The following is an 18,806-nucleotide window of genomic DNA, read 5'->3' as shown; positions in this document are numbered from 1 at the left end:
TCCTGCAGAGGGCGGGGTTATTTTTAGACCTTCAGGATCCGTCCGCTGATGGCTACGGCCACCAGCATGGCGGCGATCAACAGGAAGGCAATGCTCAGGCTGCTGGCATGGGCGACAAAGCCGATGGCCGCCGGGCCCGCCAGTATCCCCGCATAGCCCAGGGTGGTGATGGCCGGTACGGCAATGTTTTCGGGCATTACGGTTTGTTTGCCGACCGCGGTGTACAGCACCGGCACGATATTGGAACAACCGATACCCACCAGGGCATAGCCGGCCAGGGCCAGTTCCCAGCCCGGCGCCAGGGTTGCCAGCGCCAGCCCGGCTGCGGCGAACAGACCGCCCAGGACTATCACCCGGCGCGCCCCCAGATGTCTGACGATGCTGTCGCCGGTCAAGCGGCCAGCGGTCATGGTCACGGCAAAGGCGGCATAGCCAAGCCCGGCATAGGCTTCGCCGATCTGTTTCTCGGTGGTCAAGAACACCGCGCTCCAGTCGAGCATCGCGCCTTCGGCCAGGAACACGGTAAAACACAGCAGCCCGATAAACAGCACCACGCCGTGGGGCACTGCAAACGCCGGGCCGGTGCTCTCACTGCCGTAAGACAGCAGGTGCGGCGCGGCCTTGAGCAAGGCGGCGAGGGTCAGCACAATCACCACCATAATTGCCCACAGCGGCGTCATCCCCAGCGCCAGAAGGGCGCTGACACCGGCCGCACCGGCAATCCCGCCGACACTGAACAGACCGTGGAAGCCCGACATCATGTTGCGGCCGCTGGCGCGCTCGACGATCACCGCTTGCAGGTTGATGGTGGAATCAACGACCCCCAGGCCTGCGCCGAATACAAACAATGTGGCGATCAGCAGCGGTATGGAGCTGGCGGTGGCCAGGAGCGGCAGCGCCAGGCAAATCAGCAGGGTGCCGCCAATCGTCACCCGGCGACAGCCAAAGCGCGTGGCCAGCAGGCCGGCGATGGGCATTGCCAGAATCGAGCCCGCACCGAGGCACAGCAGCAACAGGCCAAGGGTGGCTTCATCGAGCCCGGCCCGGGCCTTGGCGTAGGGCACCAGTGGCGCCCATGCGGCCAGTCCGAAACCGGCGATAAAAAAGGCGATGCGGGTCGACATTTGTTCGAGGCGCCCTGGAACAAAAGGCGTCTGAGTGTTGATGGCGGTCATGTTCATCCTTGGGTGTCGGGTCTGTGTCGCGCAGCTGCGCATCATCCTGACATATTTGCGACCTGTGCCGCGAGGGCACTGGTACAGGCACGGGCGGCAGTGGTTGAATGGCGCGCTTGCAAATTCAACTGCCCAAGGTGCGACTTTTATGGACAAGAATCTTCACCCCGCCGTGCAACTGCTGAACCCTGCCGGTCTGTATGACCCTTCGGGCAATGGCTATTCCCATGTGGCCCGCCTGGCGCCGAATGTGCGGTTGGTCTACACCGCGGGTCAGGGGGGAGAGAACGCCGACAGTGTGCTTGCGGCGGATTTTGCCGGGCAGGTACGACAGGCGTTCGCCAACCTGCAGATTGCCCTGGCCGCTGCCGATGCGCAGATCAAGGATGTGGCCAAGCTGACGGTACTGATCGTTGATCACAGTCAGGAGCGCTTGCATATTCTGGGGGCGGAAATTGCGCGGGTCTGGGGAGCGCTACCGGCGCCGGCCTGCACCTTGATTCCGGTGCCGCGCCTGGCGCTGGAGGCGATGCTGTTTGAGGTAGAAGCGGTGGCGGCGGTGGCTGACTGAGGCACCGCAAACACCACAACCTGTAGGAGCGAGCTTGTCTGGCGAGCTCTTTCAAGATCAAAAGCTCGCGAGGCAAGCTCGCTCCTACAGGTCAGGGTCAGGGTTGGGCGGGGCTCAAACCTGCAGCAACCGCTCCCTGAGCTTGCCGATTTCGTCGCGCATTTGTGCCGCGGCCTCGAACTCCAGGTCGCGGGCCAGGGCGTACATTTTTTCTTCCAGCTGGCGGATGCGTTTGCTGATTTCGCTCGGCGAACGCAGTTCGTTTTCGTACTTGGCGTTTTCCTCGGCCGCCTTGGCCATGCCTTTGCGCTTCTTGCTGCGCGAGCCGGGCACCACTGCGCCTTCCATGATGTCGGCGACATCCTTGAACACGCCTTTGGGCGTAATTCCGTTGGCCAGGTTAAAGGCGATCTGTTTGTCGCGACGGCGCTCGGTTTCGCCAATCGCCCGTTCCATCGAACCGGTGATGCGATCGGCGTACAGGATCGCCCGGCCATTGAGGTTACGGGCGGCACGGCCAATGGTCTGGATCAATGAACGCTCGGAACGCAGGAAGCCTTCCTTGTCGGCATCGAGAATCGCCACCAGCGACACTTCGGGCATGTCCAGGCCTTCACGCAGCAAGTTGATCCCCACCAGCACATCGAATACCCCGAGGCGCAAGTCGCGGATGATCTCGACCCGCTCCACGGTGTCGATGTCCGAGTGCAGGTAGCGAACGCGCACGCCGTGGTCGGCCAGGTAGTCGGTGAGGTCTTCGGACATGCGCTTGGTCAGGGTGGTGACCAGCACCCGCTCTTCCAGCGCCACGCGCTTGGCTATTTCGGACAGCAGGTCGTCGACCTGGGTCAGTGCCGGGCGGATTTCGATTTGCGGGTCCACCAGGCCGGTCGGACGCACCACCTGTTCCACGACCCGGCCCGAATGCTCGGCCTCATAGTTGCCGGGGGTGGCCGAGACGAAAATGGTCTGCGGGCTGATGCGTTCCCATTCGTCAAAACGCATCGGCCGGTTATCCAGGGCCGACGGCAAACGAAAGCCGTACTCCACCAGGGTTTCTTTACGTGAGCGGTCGCCTTTGTACATGGCGCCCACCTGCGGCACGCTGACGTGGGACTCGTCGATCACCAGCAAGGCGTCGGCCGGCAGGTAGTCGAACAGGGTCGGCGGCGGCGCTCCGGACTCGCGACCGGAGAGGTAGCGCGAGTAGTTTTCGATACCGTTGCAGTAGCCCAGCTCCATGATCATTTCCAGATCGAAGCGGGTGCGTTGTTCAAGACGCTGGGCTTCCACCAGTTTATTGTTGGCGCGCAGGTACTCCAGGCGTTCCTTGAGTTCTTCCTTGATCCCTTCGACTGCGTCCAGCAGGGTTTCCCGGGGCGTCACGTAGTGGCTTTTCGGATAGAAGGTAAAGCGCGGCATCTTGCGGATGACTTCGCCGGTCAGCGGGTCAAAGGCGCTGATGCTTTCGACTTCGTCATCGAACAGTTCGATGCGCACGGCTTCGAGGTCGGATTCGGCCGGGTAGATGTCGATCACATCGCCGCGTACCCGAAACGTCGAGCGGGCGAAGTCCATGTCGTTGCGGGTGTACTGCAGGTCAGCCAGGCGGCGCAGCAGTTCACGCTGGTCGAGTTTGTCGCCACGATCGACGTGCAAGACCATCTTCAAATAGGTTTCCGGGCTGCCCAGGCCGTAGATGCACGACACCGTGGTGACGATGATTGCGTCCTTGCGCTCCAGCAACGCCTTGGTTGCAGACAGGCGCATTTGCTCGATGTGGTCGTTGATCGAGGCGTCCTTCTCGATAAAGGTATCGGAGGAGGGCACGTAGGCTTCGGGCTGGTAGTAGTCGTAGTACGAGACGAAGTATTCCACCGCGTTGTTCGGGAAGAACGACTTGAACTCGCCATACAGCTGCGCCGCGAGGGTTTTGTTGGGGGCCAGCACCAGGGTCGGGCGATTCACATGGGCGATCACGTTGGCGATGCTGAAGGTCTTGCCCGAACCCGTTACCCCGAGCAGGGTCTGGTGCGACAGCCCGGCCTCGATGCCTTCGATCATCTGGCGAATGGCTTCGGGTTGATCGCCTGCGGGCTCGAAGCGGGTAACTAGCTGGAAATCGGGCATAACGGACCTCTGGGTCGCATCTATCAAAGGCTTGGACCTTGGTAGATCGAGAAAGACTGCATGCGACGCAAGCCGCAGGAGAAAACAGGATACGGCTAAATATGGAGGTCGTGACTGACTGTTTCAAGGCGCCGTTCTGACATGGACATCGGAGCAAAGCATGCAATTGGACCAGTGGCTCGAAAATAAAGGCAAATACTTGGCCAAAACCGGGAATCCCCTGTTGCCCGAATCGCTATCGCCTTTATACTTGCTCCCCGTTTGTGCACCGCTCTAGTGCAATCGGCTGGAGCGTTGTCACCCCCTCCATTCCCCATTCAGAGCCGCCGTAATAATGAGCCTGTTCTCCGCTGTCGAAATGGCACCACGCGATCCTATCCTGGGCCTCAACGAAGCATTTAACGCCGATACTCGTACCAGCAAAGTGAATCTGGGGGTCGGTGTTTACTGCAACGAGGAGGGACGAATTCCACTCTTGCGTGCCGTTGTCGAAGCCGAAACGATCCGGGTTGCTCAGCATGCATCCCGTGGCTACCTGCCGATCGATGGCATCGCCGCCTACGACCAAGCCGTGCAAAAGCTGCTGTTCGGTGCCGAATCGCCGCTGCTGGCCGCTGGCCGTGTGATCACCACCCAGGCCGTGGGTGGCACCGGTGCACTGAAGATCGGTGCCGACTTCATCAAGCAGCTGCAGCCGGGTGCTGTGGTCGCCATCAGCGATCCAAGCTGGGAAAACCATCGCGCATTGTTCGAAGCTGCCGGTTTCCCGGTGCAGAACTATCGCTACTACGACGCTGCCAGCCATGACGTAAACCGTGCCGGCATGCTCGAAGACCTCAACGCCTTGCCGACTGGCTCCGTGGTTGTGCTGCACGCGTGCTGCCACAACCCGACCGGCGTCGATCTGACGGCGGCCGACTGGCAGAACGTGCTGGACGTGGTCAAGGCCAAAGGCCTGATCCCGTTCCTGGACATGGCCTACCAGGGTTTTGGCGACGGCATTGACGAAGACGCCGCCGCAGTGCGCCTGTTCGCCGAGTCGGGCCTGAGCTTCTTCGTTTCCAGCTCGTTCTCCAAGTCGTTCTCGCTGTACGGCGAGCGCGTGGGTGCATTGTCGGTCATCACCCAGTCGAAGGATGAGAGCGCCCGGGTTCTGTCCCAGGTCAAGCGTGTGATCCGCACCAACTACTCCAACCCGCCGACCCACGGTGCAACCATCGCCGCAGCGGTGCTCAACAGCCCTGAGCTGCGTGCAATGTGGGAAGAAGAGCTGGCTGAAATGCGCCTGCGCATTCGCGGCATGCGTCTGCAAATGGTAGAGCTGCTGTCGAAGAAGGCTCCGGGGCGCGATTTCAGCTTTGTTGCGCGTCAGCGTGGCATGTTCTCGTACTCCGGCCTGACCGTTGAGCAAGTGGCGCGTCTGCGTACCGAGTTCGGTATCTATGCCCTCGACACCGGCCGTATCTGCGTCGCTTCTTTGAATCAGCGCAACATTGAAGCGGTTACCGATGCGATTGTTCAGGTCATCTGAATAATCCCTGAGAAGTCATCGAAAGTGTTGACTTCTCTTTTTATATCAGTAAGATAGACGCCATTCCGCGATAGCTCAGTTGGTAGAGCAAATGACTGTTAATCATTGGGTCCCTGGTTCGAGTCCAGGTCGTGGAGCCAGATAGTAAAAAAGCCGCTAGCGATAGCGGCTTTTTTTTGCCCGTGATTTTTTGCCCGGGCCCGGGTCGAAGCGGGCCTGCCTGGCGATGATCTGAAAAACGCCGCGTCCAACAGCAGTCACGGGTTTTATCGTCGATCATCGCCGGCCGGCGATTACCGGGGGGGGTGATCGCCCTCACGCAAATGCCCAAGCAGCGCCTGCAGGGGATGCAGCAATTCTTTGCCGTCCTGGCGCTTGACCTGGCTTCTGCAGGAATACCCGTCCGCCAGTAGCGTACCGTCGCCGTGATGCTGTTCTACCAGTGGCTGCCACGATTGCGAGTAGATGATCTGCGAAGTTTTGACGTTGCGTGTTTCATGGCCGTAAGTGCCGGACATGCCACAGCAACCGCTGGGCAAAACCTTGAGGCTCAGCCCCCATCCTGCGAATACCTTTTGCCACAGATCAATGCTCGCGGGCTCATTGGTGCGCTCTGTGCAATGGGGCAAGAAGTGAAAGACCTTTTGCGGGGCGGCCGGTGGCTGGATCGGCATGGCGCTCACCAGCCACTCCTGCGCCAGGGCAACCTGGGGCACCGTGCCGTGATCCAGGGTCTTGGCATATTCCTGGCGGTAGACCAGGGTCATCGCCGGGTCCAGTCCCACCAGCGGCACGCCGCAGTTTTGCAGGGCCAGCAGGCCCCGGGCATTGTGGGTTGCGGCTTTCTTGAAGGCGCCCAGCAAGCCTTGCACCTGAAGGGGTTTGCCATTGGCCGAGAACGGCGCGAGGTAGACCTGATAGCCAAGCCGCGCGATCAGCTCTATCCACTGTGCGGCCAGCGGCGTCTCGAAGTAGCGGGTGAATGCATCCTGCACCAGGATGACGCTGCGCTTGCGCTGCTGCGGGGTCAGTCGGGACAGGGTTTTGACTGTCGCCGTCTGCACCTTCCATGTGGCGCACAGCTGCTCGAAGTTCATCAGGCTCAGCAGCGGGCTATCGACCATGCCGACCCCATGTTCAAGCATCCACTTGACCGGCCTGGCGCCCAGCAGGGCGTTGTACAGCCTCGGGAAGCGGGCAATAACGGGAATGCTGAACTCCAGTGAGCCGACCACGTAATCCTTGAGCGGGCGCAGGTAACGACTGTGATAAAGCTCAAGAAAGCGCGCCCTGAAGTCCGGGACATTGACCTTGACCGGGCACTGTCCGGCGCAGGATTTACAGGCCAGGCAACCGCTCATGGCCTCGTAGACTTCGTGGGAGAAATCCTTTTGCCCCAACTGTCGGGCGAGGGTGTTGCGGGCTTTGCCAAGCCAGTGCCCGAGGGCCGAAGCTGGCGCTTGATTGCCCAGTACGTCCACGCCCTGGGCCCCTTGCAGGCGCAACCATTCGCGTATCAGGGAGGCGCGGCCCTTGGGTGAGTGGATGCGGTTGCGGGTGGCTTTCCAGGATGGGCACATGGCGTCATCGGGATCGAAGTTGTAGCAGGCGCCATTGCCATTGCACTGAACGGCGGTCTGATAGCTTTGCCACACCCGTTGATCTATCTGGCGATCGAGGTCGCCGCGCAACGGGACTTCGTCGACCCGGGTCAATGCGGCTGCAGCCAGCGTCGCCGGTGTGGCAATTTTCCCCGGGTTCAACTGGTTGAACGGGTCAAATACTGCCTTGATGGCCTGGAGCGAGGGGTAAAGCCCGGCAAAAAACTCAGGCACATATTCAGAGCGCAGGCCTTTGCCGTGTTCGCCCCACAGCAGGCCACCGTACTTTTTCGTCAGTGCCGCGACGGCGTCCGAAAGCGGGCGGATCAGTGCCGCCTGCTGCGGGTCTTTCATATCAAGGATCGGCCTGACGTGCAGGACGCCGGCATCCACATGACCGAACATCCCGTATTCGAGGCCGTGGCTATCGAGCAGGTCGCGAAACTCGGCGATGTAGTCCGCCAGATTCTCCGGTGGCACGGCGGTGTCTTCGACAAATGGCTGGGGCCTGGCTTCGCCCTGGACATTGCCCAGTAGCCCCACTGAGCGTTTGCGCATGCTGTAGACACGCTTCACCGCCTCGCTGCCGACGGCCAGGGTATGCCCCAGACGGCTGACGCTGGTGTCGGACTTCAGGTGCCGGGTGAAGTCATGCACGCGCTGCTCCAGGCGCTGCAGGTCATCGTCGCTGAATTCGATCAGGTTGATGCCCAGGGTGGGGCGGGCGGGGTCCTGGGGGAAATATTCAGCCACGCCGTGCCAGACGATGTCCTGCATCGCGAGCATCAGTACTTTTGAATCCACGGTCTCGATCGACAGCGGCTTGAGCGCCATCAGTGCCTTGGCATCGCGCAACGCGTCCATGAAACCGGCGTAGCCCACGTTGACCAGAATGCTATGGCGGGGGATCGGCAGCACATTGAGCCGGGCCTCGACAATGAACCCCAGGCTGCCCTCGGAACCGCACAGCACGCTGTTGAGATTGAAGCGGCCATCGGGTTCGCGCAGGTGGGCCAGGTCGTAGCCGGTGAGGCAGCGATTGAGCTTGGGGAAGATGTCCTGGATCAGCTGTTGCTGGTTGTCGGCAATCTCCTGGGTGCAGCGATAGACCTCGCCGATCATGTCCTGGCGGCTGGCTTGCTGCCGGGCATGGCCGGCCTCCACGGCCTGGCTGTCGAGCCTGTTGCCGCCCAGCAGGATGGTGGACAGCGCCAATACGTGGTCGCGGGTTTTGCCATAGGTGCAGCTGCCCTGGCCGCTGGCATCGGTATTGATCATTCCGCCAATGGTGGCCCGGTTCGAGGTGGACAGCTCGGGGGCAAAGAACAGGCCGTGGGGCTTGAGCGCAGCGTTCAGCTGATCTTTGACCACGCCGCTTTGTACCCGCACCCAGCGCTCCTCAACGTTGATCTCGAGAATCCGGTTCATGTGCCTTGAGAGGTCGACAATCACGCCGTCGGTGAGGGACTGGCCATTGGTGCCGGTACCGCCTCCGCGGGCCGTCAGTACCACCGAGCGGAACCGGGGCTGAGCTGCGAGTCTGGCCACTCGCCCGACGTCAGCGTCATGCTTTGGAAACACGGCGGCCCGGGGCAGACGTTGATAGATTGAATTGTCGGTGGCCAGCACCGTGCGTGAACCATGATCGCTGGCGATCTCGCCTTCGAACCCTTCGTTTTTCAGTTGCTGCACAAAAGCCTGGTAGATGTCTTGCGGGCTGTTCGTGGGGGCGAGGCGGGCGATCATTGACGGCGTTTCCTGCTGAGTGAATTCGTTTCTGTATTCGCTTAACGTATGCTCGTTTGTCAGTCGGGCTTAGAGCGAAATTGGGTATAACCCCATTGTCAGGGCTACGACTTGGGCAGACAAACGTAAAACACGCAGCATTTGCATGAGGTTTATGAATGAATCCGAGGCGCCTCACCCCCTCGATGTCGGTACTGGTGGCTTTCGAAGCAGCGGCCAGGCATTGCAGTTTCACCAAGGCAGCGGATGAACTGTCACTGACCCAAAGTGCTGTCAGCCGCCAGGTGCAGGCACTGGAGGCTTTGCTCGGGGTCGAGCTGTTCCATCGCGAAGGGCGGCGTATCGAGCTGACGGCTGCCGGAGCCCTGTATCAACATGAGCTGGCAGCGGCGCTGGGGCGAATTCGTAGCGCGACGCTGCAGACCATTGCCTTCAGCTCCCGGGGCGGGACACTGCACCTGGCGGTTCTGCCCACGTTCGGTTCGAAGTGGTTGCTGCCGCGCATGAATGACTTCTACACCCGGCACCCCGAGATCGTGGTGCATATCCATTCGCGCATCATGCACGCCGACCTGGCCAGCGCTGCGGGCGAGATGAACGCGATCATCGTGGCGGGCGCAGGGCCATGGCCGGGCTTTATCTCGCACAAGCTGCTGACTGAAACACTGGTGGTGGTGGCCAGTCCTGCCGCGCTGCCTGAATACGCCGGGATGAGTCCGGCAGACCTTGCTGCCAGTCATTCGCTGCTCAGTGTGGTGTCACGGCCCAACGCCTGGTCGGACTGGTTTGAGCGCCACGGCCTGGATCATCGGGCGATGCGTCCGGGGCCGGGTTTCGAGCTGACGGGGCATCTGATTCAGGCGGTAGTGGCAGGCATCGGTATTGGCCTGGTGCCAAGGGTGCTGGTGCAGGACGAAATCAGGGCGGGCACCCTGGTGACACTGTTCGAGCCCCTGGAAAGCGGCAGGAGCTACTACCTGGCCTATGCCAACCGGTACCAGAACCTGCCGTCACTGATTGCCTTCAGTGAATGGCTGCAAAGCCTGCCGTTTCCGGACAATTGAGAGCGCCCCCTAGTTGAAGTTCTGTTCAAACAGCGCCACCTGATCCGGGGTGATCAGCTTGAAGGGCACCCAGATTTCAGGCTCGACGGGCTCGCCCTTGATCAGCTTCAGGGCGACATCCACGGCCTTGCTTGACTGGGCTTTGGGGTCCTGGAATACCGAGGCTGCGAGCTGGCCGCGCTTGATCGCCGCGAGGCCGTCGGGCAGCCCGTCGATGCCGACCACCGGGATCTCGCCCTTGGTCTTGCCGGCCTGCTGCAACGCCATGGCGGCGCCAATGGCCATTTCGTCATTGTTGGCGATGATGGCATCGAACGGGATGCCCGCCAGCAACCAGTTACTGGTCAGATCCATCCCTTTGTTGCGGGTCCATTCGCCACTTTGTTCCTCGACAATCCTGATCCCGGGATAATCCTTGAGCACCTGCTTGACCCCTTCGGTACGATCATGGGTGGCGTTCTGCGCCAGATCGCCCTTGATGATGACCACATTGCCTTTGCCGCCGAGCTTCTCGGCCAGAAAACGCATCTGTAGCTGGCCGGCCTCGATGTCATTGGAGGCCACTGTGACCACGCCTGCGGGCAGCTCCCTGGTGTCGGGGTGGCGGTTGACATACACCAGTGGAATCTTCGCTTCGACGGCCGCCCGGGTCATGCGTGCGGTACCGCCGGTGTCGGCCGGCAGCACTATCACCGCATCCACCTGCTGACTGAGAAAGTCCTGCACCTGATTGAGCTGGCGTACCACATCGCCCTGGGCGTCGACGAACTGGATCTGGATGTTTTCCCGCCTGGCGGCGTCTTGCAGGCCGCTGCGGATATAGGTCATGAAGTTATCGTCGACCTTGGCGATGCTCACGCCGATACGGTAATCGGCAAGCGCCAGTGAGCTGGCGAGCAATAGCAGCGGGGCAAGAAAAAGAGAGCGGCAGCGCATGGGGGTTTTCCTTTTGTTGTTATGAACAGGCCTTTACGTTGAAACCTGTAATCGTTGACGAGTCGTGAGGCTGCGATCGGGGGCGCCGCAGCCGTAATTGAATCCATCGATTGCAACGGCTCGCAGCCTCGTTCCTCGTCAGCGACTACGGGCGGGGCAGGGTGAACGCTTGCCGGAAGCGCTCAAGGGCCAGCTCACTGTCGCCCGAGGCCCAGCCTTCCAGTCCCACCACGCCGCTGTAGCCGATGCCGTGCAAGGCTCTGGCGATGGCCGGGTAATGGATCTCGCCGGTTCCGGGTTCCTTGCGCCCCGGAACATCCGCCACCTGGATTTCGCCAATGGCCGGCCCCGCGCGCTGGATCAGCTCGATGAGGTTTCCTTCGCCGATCTGTGCATGGTAAAGGTCCAGATTCAGTTTCAGGTGCGGGCTGGCAACGGCTTCGATCAACGCCAGGGTGTCCTCGGCGCGGGCGAACGGGGTGCCGGGGTGGTCCACCTGTGTGTTGAGGTTTTCCAGCAAGAACACCTTGCCGGCCGCTTCCCCCAGCCTGGCAATTTGCTCCAGGGTCTTGCAGGCACTCAGCCACATGCGGCCAGTGGTATGGCTGACCGGCTTGACCGGCAAGCCCTGGTCGCCCAGGCCGGTGCCGTGCAGGTTGAGGCTCGGGCAGTTCAGCTGCGCGGCCACGGCCAGTGATTCCCGGGCGCTGTCGAGCAACTGGCGAATGCCTTCGGGTTCAGTCAGGGTGCCCGAGATGTAGCCGGTCATGGAGGTGAAGTCGGCGCCGGTGGCAATCAGGGCGGCGATGTCCTTGTTGGTCCAGTCCCAGATTTCAACGCTGAAGCCCTGGGCATGAATACGTTTGACGCGTTCGGTGAACGGCAGGTCGAGAAACACCATTTCGGCACTCACCGCCAGTTTGAACGGAATAAAACCCATGCTGTTGCTCCTTAAAGGCGGACAGGTCCGGCCTGTTGCACTGACTCGATACAGGCGCGGGCAATGGCCAGCGCGGCGCGGGCGTCTTCGCCGCTGGCCAGTGGTTTGCTGCCCGTGCGAACGCAGTCGACGAAATGATTGAGCTCGGCAATATAGGCATCGCGCAACAGCTCAGTGTCGAGGCGCCGGGTCTCTATCTGGATCCCGTCGCCCAGGTAGCCGACCTTGTCCGATCGGGCGATGCTGCCCATGGTCAGCATGCCGCCACTGCCGAAGACCTCGCCGCGCACGTCATAACCATACACGGCCTGGAAGTTGGCCTCGGCGGTGGCGATCGCACCGTTGTCGAAGCGGATCGTCACCACTGCGGTGTCCAGCAGGCCCTTGCTTTTGTAGGCGGGCGCGACCAGCGCGTCGGCCATCACGAAGACTTCGACCGCTTCGGCACCGGGGTTCAAGTAGCGCAGGGTGTCGAAGTCATGAATCAGGGTTTCCAGGAATATCGTCCACTGGGGCACCCCGGCCGGGTTGCTCAGGCCGGGGTCCCGGGTCAGCGAACGCAGCAATTGCACAGTGCCGATGCGGCCGGCGAGTACATCCAGGTGGGCATCACGAAAGCCCCGGACAAAACGGCGGTTGAAACCCACCTGCAAGGTCACGTTGGCCCTGGCGGCAGCAGCGATGGCACGGTCGGCTTCCTCCAAGGTGATGGCCATGGGTTTTTCGCAAAAAATGCTTTTGCCGGCCTCGGCGGCGCTGATCACCAGTTCGGCGTGGCTGCGGGCGGGGGCGGCAATCAGGATGGCGTCGACTTGTGGATCATCCAGCAGTTGCTGCGGATCGCTGTAGACCCGTTGTACCCCCAGTGTCTCGGCCAGTCGCGCAGCCTGGCCCGGGGTCGGGTCGGCGATGGCAACCAGACGTGCGCCCGGAATATGCAGGGCAGCCGTCTGACCATGAAAACTGCCCATGCGCCCGGCACCGATGAGGCCCAGGCGGATAGTTTTAAGCGTGCTCATGTAATGACTCCTTTTATTGTTGTTCGCGGTTGGCTGAGCAGCTGGAAGCGCAGGTGCTCACCAGACCCAGGAGCAAAGCCTGTGCCAATGTTCAAGTCATTGAAAAATAACGATTTAAAATTAAATGCTTAAGCAGTCATGTCCATATTTAAGACATGTCTATGCTGACATGTCTAAAACATGGACATGGAAGCGACCACACATGACGGTTGATCAACTGATGGCGTTTAGTTCCGAAGACCTCAATTACATTACCGCCCTGGGGCCTGCCTCACTGGGGGAGGGGCCCATCGTTGAGGTGCAGCAGGCCTGGCAGGATTGCCTCAGTGGCAGTGCAGCGCGGCCGGCCGGGGTAAGGCAGGTGATTTGGGACTCGTGGCAGCGCAGCCTGACTTGCGGGATAGATCCGCAGGATTGCGCCTACCGTTTTGTCGACCCGCAGGTGCTGGCCGCCAGGCTGGAAATCAATCGCCATCTGATTGCCGGCGCAGCACAGGTCATGACCGGGTTGCTGGCCTACAACCCCCGCGGGCACATCAATCTCACCGATGCCGAGGGCGTGACCTTGCACTTTTGTGGCCTGGACCTGACGCCGGTCGGCAGTCGCCTGCTGGAGACGGTGCAGGGCACCAACTGCACCGGGCTGGCCATCGCCGAGGACCGTCCGGTGTATGTACTGGCTGAAGAAAATTTTGCCACGGCTTTGCGCCAGCGCCGCATGCACTGCGCTGCGGCACCGATCCGCGATGCCCAGGGCAAGACCCAGGGCATGCTGACCCTGACGGCCGAGCCGGGGTGGTTCCACTTTCACACCCTGGGCACGGTGCAGGCGGCGGCCGAGGCGGTATCGCGGCAGTTGGCGCTGCAGGAACTGCTGGAGCAGCAACAGGCGGTGCTCGAGGTACTCAACGAGGGGCTGGTGGTGCTGGACGGTCAAGGTCGGATCAAGGCCATCAACCGCTATGGCCGGCAATTGTTCCGCGTCGGGCTGGATGTGCTGGGTTGCCCGTTCCGCAAGCTGGGGCAAAGCGAGCTGACGGATGAGATTTTGCTCCACTCAGGGGAAAGCCTGCGCGATCTGGATTGCACCTTTGTACTGCCTGATCGCAGCCACCTGGCCTGTCTGGTCTCGGTGTGTTCCCTGGAGCAGGGCGGACGCATTGTGTCGCTGCGCGAGCACCGACGAATTCGTGAAATCACCCGGCGCATCATCGGCACCCAGGCGACCTATACCTTTGACACCATTGAGGGGCAGTCCCGGGCTATTGAAGATGCTTTGCATCTGGGGCGGATTGCCAGCCGCAGCGATTCAACCACGCTGATTCTGGGCGAAAGCGGCACCGGCAAAGAACTCTTCGCCCAGGCTATCCACAATGCCAGCGAGCGGGCCAGTGGCGCCTTCGTGGCGGTCAATTGCGGCGCCATCCCCCGTGATCTGGTGCAAAGCGAACTCTTCGGTCATGTCGAAGGGGCCTTTACCGGCTCGGCGCGTGGAGGCTCGGCGGGGAAGTTCGAACTGGCCGATGGCGGCACCATTTTTCTGGATGAAATCGGCGATATGTCCTTCGATGCCCAGGTCAGCCTGTTGCGGGTGCTGCAGGAGGGTGAAGTGACGCGGGTGGGGGCCAAGAAGTCGCAACGGGTGGATGTGCGGATTATTGCCGCCACCCACCGCAACCTGAGTCAGGCCGTGGCTGATGGAGCTTTTCGCGAGGATCTGTATTACCGCCTGAATGTGCTCAACCTGACGGTTCCGCCATTGCGCATGCGCCGTGAAGACATTGCGCTGCTGGCCCGGCATTTCCTCGGCCGTTGCGCCCGTTCACTGCGCAAGGCGGTGCTGGGCATATCCCCGCAGGCTCTGGCCATGTTGACGGCCCATAGCTGGCCGGGAAATGTCCGGGAGCTGGAAAACGTGATCGAACGCGCCACCAATCTGGCCGCAACCGCGCAGATCGAGGTGGGCGACCTGCCACTGGACATCGTTCAGGGGCAACCGCGGGCCGCGCTGGAAGATGTGCCCGAGCCTGGCGCCGGGCCGGGTTTGGGGGCCGTGGAAGCGAATGCGATCTGCGCGGCGCTGCGAGATACAAAAGGCAATATCCGCCTGGCCGCGCAGCAGTTACAGGTGTCCCGCGCAGGCCTGTACAACAAGATCAAGCGCTTCGGGCTCAGCGTCGACGCCTATCGCCCGGGGGCCGATTAGCCCCTTCAACGGGCCGGCAGTTGTTCCAGGGCTGCGCGCAGCGCATCGGCATCGGCAAACTCCTGCTGTGCGACCAGGGTGCCGTTGTCCAGTTGCATCCAGAGCACCTTGTCTTCGGCGCCAGGGTAGTTGGCGGCAATACTGCCATCGCGATCCAGTATCACGCGGTAGTTGTAGTCACGCATGGCCGGGATGGCGATGAATTTGCCGATCAACGATGGCATGCGTTGTACATCTGCAAGGAAGGCAACATCGCGGGCTTGCAGGTAGCCCTTTGGCTGGTTTTCCAGCGCGGCTTTCACCAGCTTGGAACCGTCCATGTTGCGCGCCACCAGGAGCACGCGGGTCTGGGCATCCAGGGTATAGGGTTGATCATGCTGGTCTTGCAGAGTCCAGGGTGTCAGGTGATCACCGATGTTGGCGGCAAAAGCCGGCATGGACAGCGCGCTCAACAGCAGTACAAGTGCAATTTTCACCGTTTACTCCCTCCTGATTCAGGTTGTGTGTTCGCGCCTCATCAGACCTGCGCGGCGGGGATGGTAGCTGTGCGGCCGGTGCGGTGACAGCGGTAAAGTCATGGCGCCCGTTCACCCGGAGCCGGACAGGCAGGGACGCGGCGCATTCATTAGGTGTGCAGGGTGGAACCAAGTATTTTCAAAATATGTCTACTGGCCTGATGGCCTGCCCCATAATTGGCGGTGCCTTTCCGGCAACCAGTGGTAAACAGGATTAGAGCGCAATGGCTGACTGGCTCCAGCACGACGGTGTAATGGCCCAAAAGATCAGAAATCATGACTGGGCCAGTACCTCTCTTGGCCCCCTCGATGGGTGGCCGGATGTATTGAAAACCACCGTGGCACTGGTGCTGGCCTCGCACTTTCCGCAGTCGATTGTCTGGGGAGAGGATTTAATCACCCTCTACAACGATGGGTTTGTGCCCATTCTCGGGACCAAGCCTGAAGCCTTGGGGCGGCCCTTCAGTGATGTCTGGAAAGAGGCCTGGAGCGAAATCAGTGGCATCGCCGATGACGCATTTGCCGGGCAGGCCACCTATATCGAAAACTTTCCCCTGGTGATTCAGCGCAGCGTCCGGCCCGAGCTGGCGTACTTCACCTTCTGCTACAGCCCGATCCGCGATCAGTTCGGCCAGGTGGTGGGGATGCTCAACACGGTGACTGAAACCACAGCCACGGTTCTTATGACCCAGCGCCTGGCGGTGCTGGATGCCATCGGCAGTGCCGTGACCGAGACCAGCGACCCCCGGGAAATCATGCAGGCCACCATGGACACACTGGCCGGGTATCTGAAGGTCACCCATTGCGCCTATGCGGACATGGAGGACGATGAAGACGGCTTTTTCATTCGTGACAACTGGCTCGTCGAAGACGCTACCAGCCTGTTCGGTCAATACCGCCTGGGTGATTTCGGGGAGGGGCCGCTGGCCAGCCTTCGCGCCGGCCAGCCGCTGGTGATCAATGATATTGCAAGTGATCTGGCCCCCGGGGTTGCAGCCACTTTCCGTGCGTTCGGGATTGTCTCCGCCCTGTGCCTGCCGCTGATCAAGGGCGGCAAGCTGACGGCCCTGATGGCCATTCACGACAAGGCGCCACGTACCTGGTCACCTTACGAGCTGGCTTTGCTGGGTGAGGTGGCCGAGCGTTCCTGGGCCCATATTGAGCGTGCCCGGGCCGATGCTGCTGTGCGTGAGGGGCTGGCCGCACTGGAGCACTTGAACCTGACCCTGGAGGAGCGGGTACAGGAGCGCAGCGCGCGTCTGCTGGTTGCCGAAGCGGCCCTGCGTCAGTCGCAAAAGCTCGAAGCCATCGGCCAGCTCACCGGCGGTGTGGCCCATGACTTCAACAACTTGCTGACCATTATTCGTTCCTCGGTGGACTTTCTGCGCATGCCCAACCTCTCGGACGAACGCCGGGAGCGTTACATGAGTGCGGTCTCCGACACCGTCGAGCGTGCCAGCAAGCTCACCAGCCAGCTGCTGGCTTTCGCCCGGCGCCAGCCGCTGAACCCGCAGGTGTTCAATGTCGGGCAGCGGATCCAGGATATTGGCGACATGCTGAATACGCTCACGGGGGCGCGTATTCAAGTGAATGTCCAGTTGCCCGAGCAGGCGTATTACATCCGTGCCGACTCCAGCCAGTTTGAAACCGCGCTGATCAACATTGCCTTGAACGCCCGCGATGCGATGGAAGGCCAGGGCAGCCTGATACTTCGTCTGGACCACAATGTTGCGTTGCCGCCAATCCGTGGCCATGCCGGATCCCGGGGCAGCTTCGCCGCCATTTCCTTGCAGGACACCGGTGGCGGGATTGACGCCCGGGTGCTGGAGCATATTTTCGAGCCGTTTTTTACCACCAAGGAGGTGGGCAAGGGTACCGGGCTGGGGCTGTCCCAGGTTTTCGGTTTTGCCAAGCAGTCAGGCGGCAACGTTGATGTGTCCAGTATTGCCGGCCAGGGCGCGCGGTTCACCCTGTATCTGCCCCAGGTCGACGGGAGCGGGGTCGATGAGCTGCCTGCCGATGGCCAGCAGTGGGGCGAGCCATCCGCAGAGGAGGGTAAATACCGGGTGCTGATCGTAGAAGACAATCTTGAAGTGGGGCGTTTTGCCAATCAGATCCTCCAGGATCTGGGCTACGAAACCGCATGGGCGGCCAATGGGCAAGAGGCATTGTTGATGGTGGGACCGGACGCAATGGCGTTCGATGCCATTTTTTCGGACGTGGTCATGCCCGGCATGAGCGGGGTGGCGCTGGCCCGGGAGCTGCGTCTGCGGCGCGCCGAACTGCCTGTGATTCTGGCCTCGGGCTACAGTGATGAGTTGGCCCGCAGTGCTTGCGAGGGCGTTGAGTTTTTAGCCAAGCCGTATTCGGCGGATCAGGTTTCCCGTATTTTGCTCAAGGCCATCAGAAAAAAATAACTGCCGGCGCAGGGTTGATGCGCTTGCTCATGCACGTTCAACCAGGTTCAAAAGGAAGCGCACAGATGCCCCGTCTCACTGCTAAAGACTTTGCTCCTGAATTGCTTGAACTCTATGACTATTACGCCCACGGTAAAATCAACCGGCGCCAGTTTCTGGATCGGGCGGCGGTCATTTGCGCAGGCGTGTCAGCACTCTCGATACTGAACGCACTCAGCCCCGATTATGCCCTTGCCGAGCAGGTGGCTTTCACCGATCCGGACATCCTGGCCGAGTACATCACGTATCCCTCGCCCAAGGGGCACGGGCAGGTGCGCGGTTATCTGGTACGTCCAGCCAAGGCGCAGGGCAAGTTGCCCGCGGTGGTAGTGGTTCACGAAAATCGCGGGCTCAACCCCTATATCGAGGATGTTGCGCGGCGGCTGGCCAAGCAGGGTTTTATCGCCCTGGCTCCAGACGGCCTGTCGTCGGTGGGGGGCTATCCCGGCAACGACGAAAAAGGTCTGGCGCTGCAGCAGACGGTGGACCCGGAAAAGCTGATGAATGACTTTTTCGCCGCCATTGAATGGTTGATGCAGCACGATGCCGGTACCGGAAAAGTCGGGATCACAGGATTCTGTTATGGGGGCGGGGTGGCCAATGCGGCGGCGGTGGCGTATCCGGAGCTGGGGGCAGCGGTGTCCTTTTACGGGCGTCAGCCTGGCGCCAATGAAGTGAGCCGGATCAAGGCTCCCGTCATGCTGCATTACGCCGGGCTGGATACGCGCATCAACGAGGGCTGGCCGGCCTATGAACAGGCTTTGAAGGCCAACGGGAAAGTCTACGAGGCGTTTATCTACCCGAATGTAAACCACGGTTTTCATAATGACTCCACGCCTCGCTACGATGAAGCAGCCGCTACGCTGGCGTGGAGCAGAACCCTGGACTGGTTTGGCAAGTACCTGTCGTAACCGGC

13 protein-coding genes and 1 tRNA gene are annotated in these 18,806 nt (G+C 61.2%); 7 read left to right on the top strand and 7 right to left on the bottom strand.

All coding sequences use genetic code 11. From position 1 onward, the window contains the following. Positions 1-23: 23 nt before the first annotated feature. Complete coding sequence (locus tag JQ848_RS13610; protein WP_010657443.1) at positions 24-1,175, bottom strand: MFS transporter; 1,152 nt, start codon at positions 1,173-1,175, stop codon at positions 24-26. A gap of 148 nt (positions 1,176-1,323) precedes the next feature. On the opposite strand from JQ848_RS13610, the gene JQ848_RS13605 reads away from it, so the two are divergent. Next, positions 1,324-1,746 carry a RidA family protein gene (locus tag JQ848_RS13605; RefSeq protein WP_010657442.1) on the top strand — a complete coding sequence of 141 codons (423 nt, stop codon included), beginning with the start codon at positions 1,324-1,326 and terminating at the stop codon, positions 1,744-1,746. A gap of 114 nt (positions 1,747-1,860) precedes the next feature. On the opposite strand, the gene uvrB is transcribed toward JQ848_RS13605, so the two are convergent. After that, positions 1,861-3,876 (bottom strand): excinuclease ABC subunit UvrB, encoded by a 2,016-nt coding sequence (gene uvrB, locus JQ848_RS13600; RefSeq protein WP_003446281.1) that lies wholly within the window; start codon positions 3,874-3,876, stop codon positions 1,861-1,863. Positions 3,877-4,210: 334 nt separating this feature from the next. Here uvrB and JQ848_RS13595 point away from each other — a divergent pair, with 334 nt between their 5' ends. After that, on the top strand, positions 4,211-5,407 hold the full coding sequence (locus tag JQ848_RS13595; protein WP_010657441.1) for an amino acid aminotransferase: 1,197 nt from the start codon (positions 4,211-4,213) through the stop codon (positions 5,405-5,407). A 64-nt stretch (positions 5,408-5,471) separates the two neighbouring features. Further along, positions 5,472-5,547: transfer RNA gene (locus JQ848_RS13590), tRNA-Asn, on the top strand. A 153-nt stretch (positions 5,548-5,700) separates the two neighbouring features. Here JQ848_RS13590 and ydiJ read toward each other — a convergent pair. After that, positions 5,701-8,754, bottom strand: a complete 3,054-nt coding sequence (ydiJ, locus tag JQ848_RS13585; RefSeq protein WP_202210830.1) for a D-2-hydroxyglutarate dehydrogenase YdiJ — start codon at positions 8,752-8,754, stop codon at positions 5,701-5,703. A gap of 158 nt (positions 8,755-8,912) precedes the next feature. Here ydiJ and JQ848_RS13580 point away from each other — a divergent pair, with 158 nt between their 5' ends. Then, positions 8,913-9,818, top strand: a complete 906-nt coding sequence (locus tag JQ848_RS13580; protein ID WP_029613017.1) for a LysR substrate-binding domain-containing protein — start codon at positions 8,913-8,915, stop codon at positions 9,816-9,818. A 9-nt stretch (positions 9,819-9,827) separates the two neighbouring features. On the opposite strand, the gene JQ848_RS13575 is transcribed toward JQ848_RS13580, so the two are convergent. The 3 genes from JQ848_RS13575 to JQ848_RS13565 form a co-directional block, all read right to left on the bottom strand. Continuing rightward, on the bottom strand, positions 9,828-10,754 hold the full coding sequence (locus JQ848_RS13575; protein WP_010657438.1) for a sugar ABC transporter substrate-binding protein: 927 nt from the start codon (positions 10,752-10,754) through the stop codon (positions 9,828-9,830). Positions 10,755-10,899: 145 nt separating this feature from the next. Continuing rightward, positions 10,900-11,694: a TIM barrel protein gene (locus JQ848_RS13570; protein ID WP_003446276.1), complete on the bottom strand. Its 795-nt coding sequence runs from the start codon at positions 11,692-11,694 to the stop codon at positions 10,900-10,902. An 11-nt stretch (positions 11,695-11,705) separates the two neighbouring features. Beyond that, entirely contained in the window at positions 11,706-12,713 is a 1,008-nt protein-coding gene (locus JQ848_RS13565) for a Gfo/Idh/MocA family oxidoreductase (protein ID WP_127196422.1), read from the bottom strand. A 202-nt stretch (positions 12,714-12,915) separates the two neighbouring features. Here JQ848_RS13565 and JQ848_RS13560 point away from each other — a divergent pair, with 202 nt between their 5' ends. After that, positions 12,916-14,919 carry a sigma-54-dependent Fis family transcriptional regulator gene (locus tag JQ848_RS13560; protein ID WP_202210829.1) on the top strand — a complete coding sequence of 668 codons (2,004 nt, stop codon included), beginning with the start codon at positions 12,916-12,918 and terminating at the stop codon, positions 14,917-14,919. 5 nt (positions 14,920-14,924) lie between these two features. Here JQ848_RS13560 and JQ848_RS13555 read toward each other — a convergent pair whose 3' ends face one another. Then, entirely contained in the window at positions 14,925-15,395 is a 471-nt protein-coding gene (locus JQ848_RS13555) for a hypothetical protein (protein ID WP_010657436.1), read from the bottom strand. Between the two features lie 263 nt (positions 15,396-15,658). On the opposite strand from JQ848_RS13555, the gene JQ848_RS13550 reads away from it, so the two are divergent. Then, positions 15,659-17,851, top strand: a complete 2,193-nt coding sequence (locus tag JQ848_RS13550) for a GAF domain-containing protein (RefSeq protein WP_202210828.1) — start codon at positions 15,659-15,661, stop codon at positions 17,849-17,851. 65 nt (positions 17,852-17,916) lie between these two features. Then, the gene (gene yghX, locus JQ848_RS13545) at positions 17,917-18,801 is read left to right on the top strand and encodes a YghX family hydrolase (RefSeq protein WP_003446261.1); all 885 of its coding nucleotides are present in this window, start codon (positions 17,917-17,919) and stop codon (positions 18,799-18,801) included. Positions 18,802-18,806 lie beyond the last annotated feature (5 nt).

The sequence above is a fragment of the Pseudomonas paraversuta genome, from assembly GCF_904067025.1.
Lineage (GTDB): Bacteria > Pseudomonadota > Gammaproteobacteria > Pseudomonadales > Pseudomonadaceae > Aquipseudomonas > Aquipseudomonas paraversuta.
This window is presented reverse-complemented; position numbering and strand designations above follow the sequence as displayed.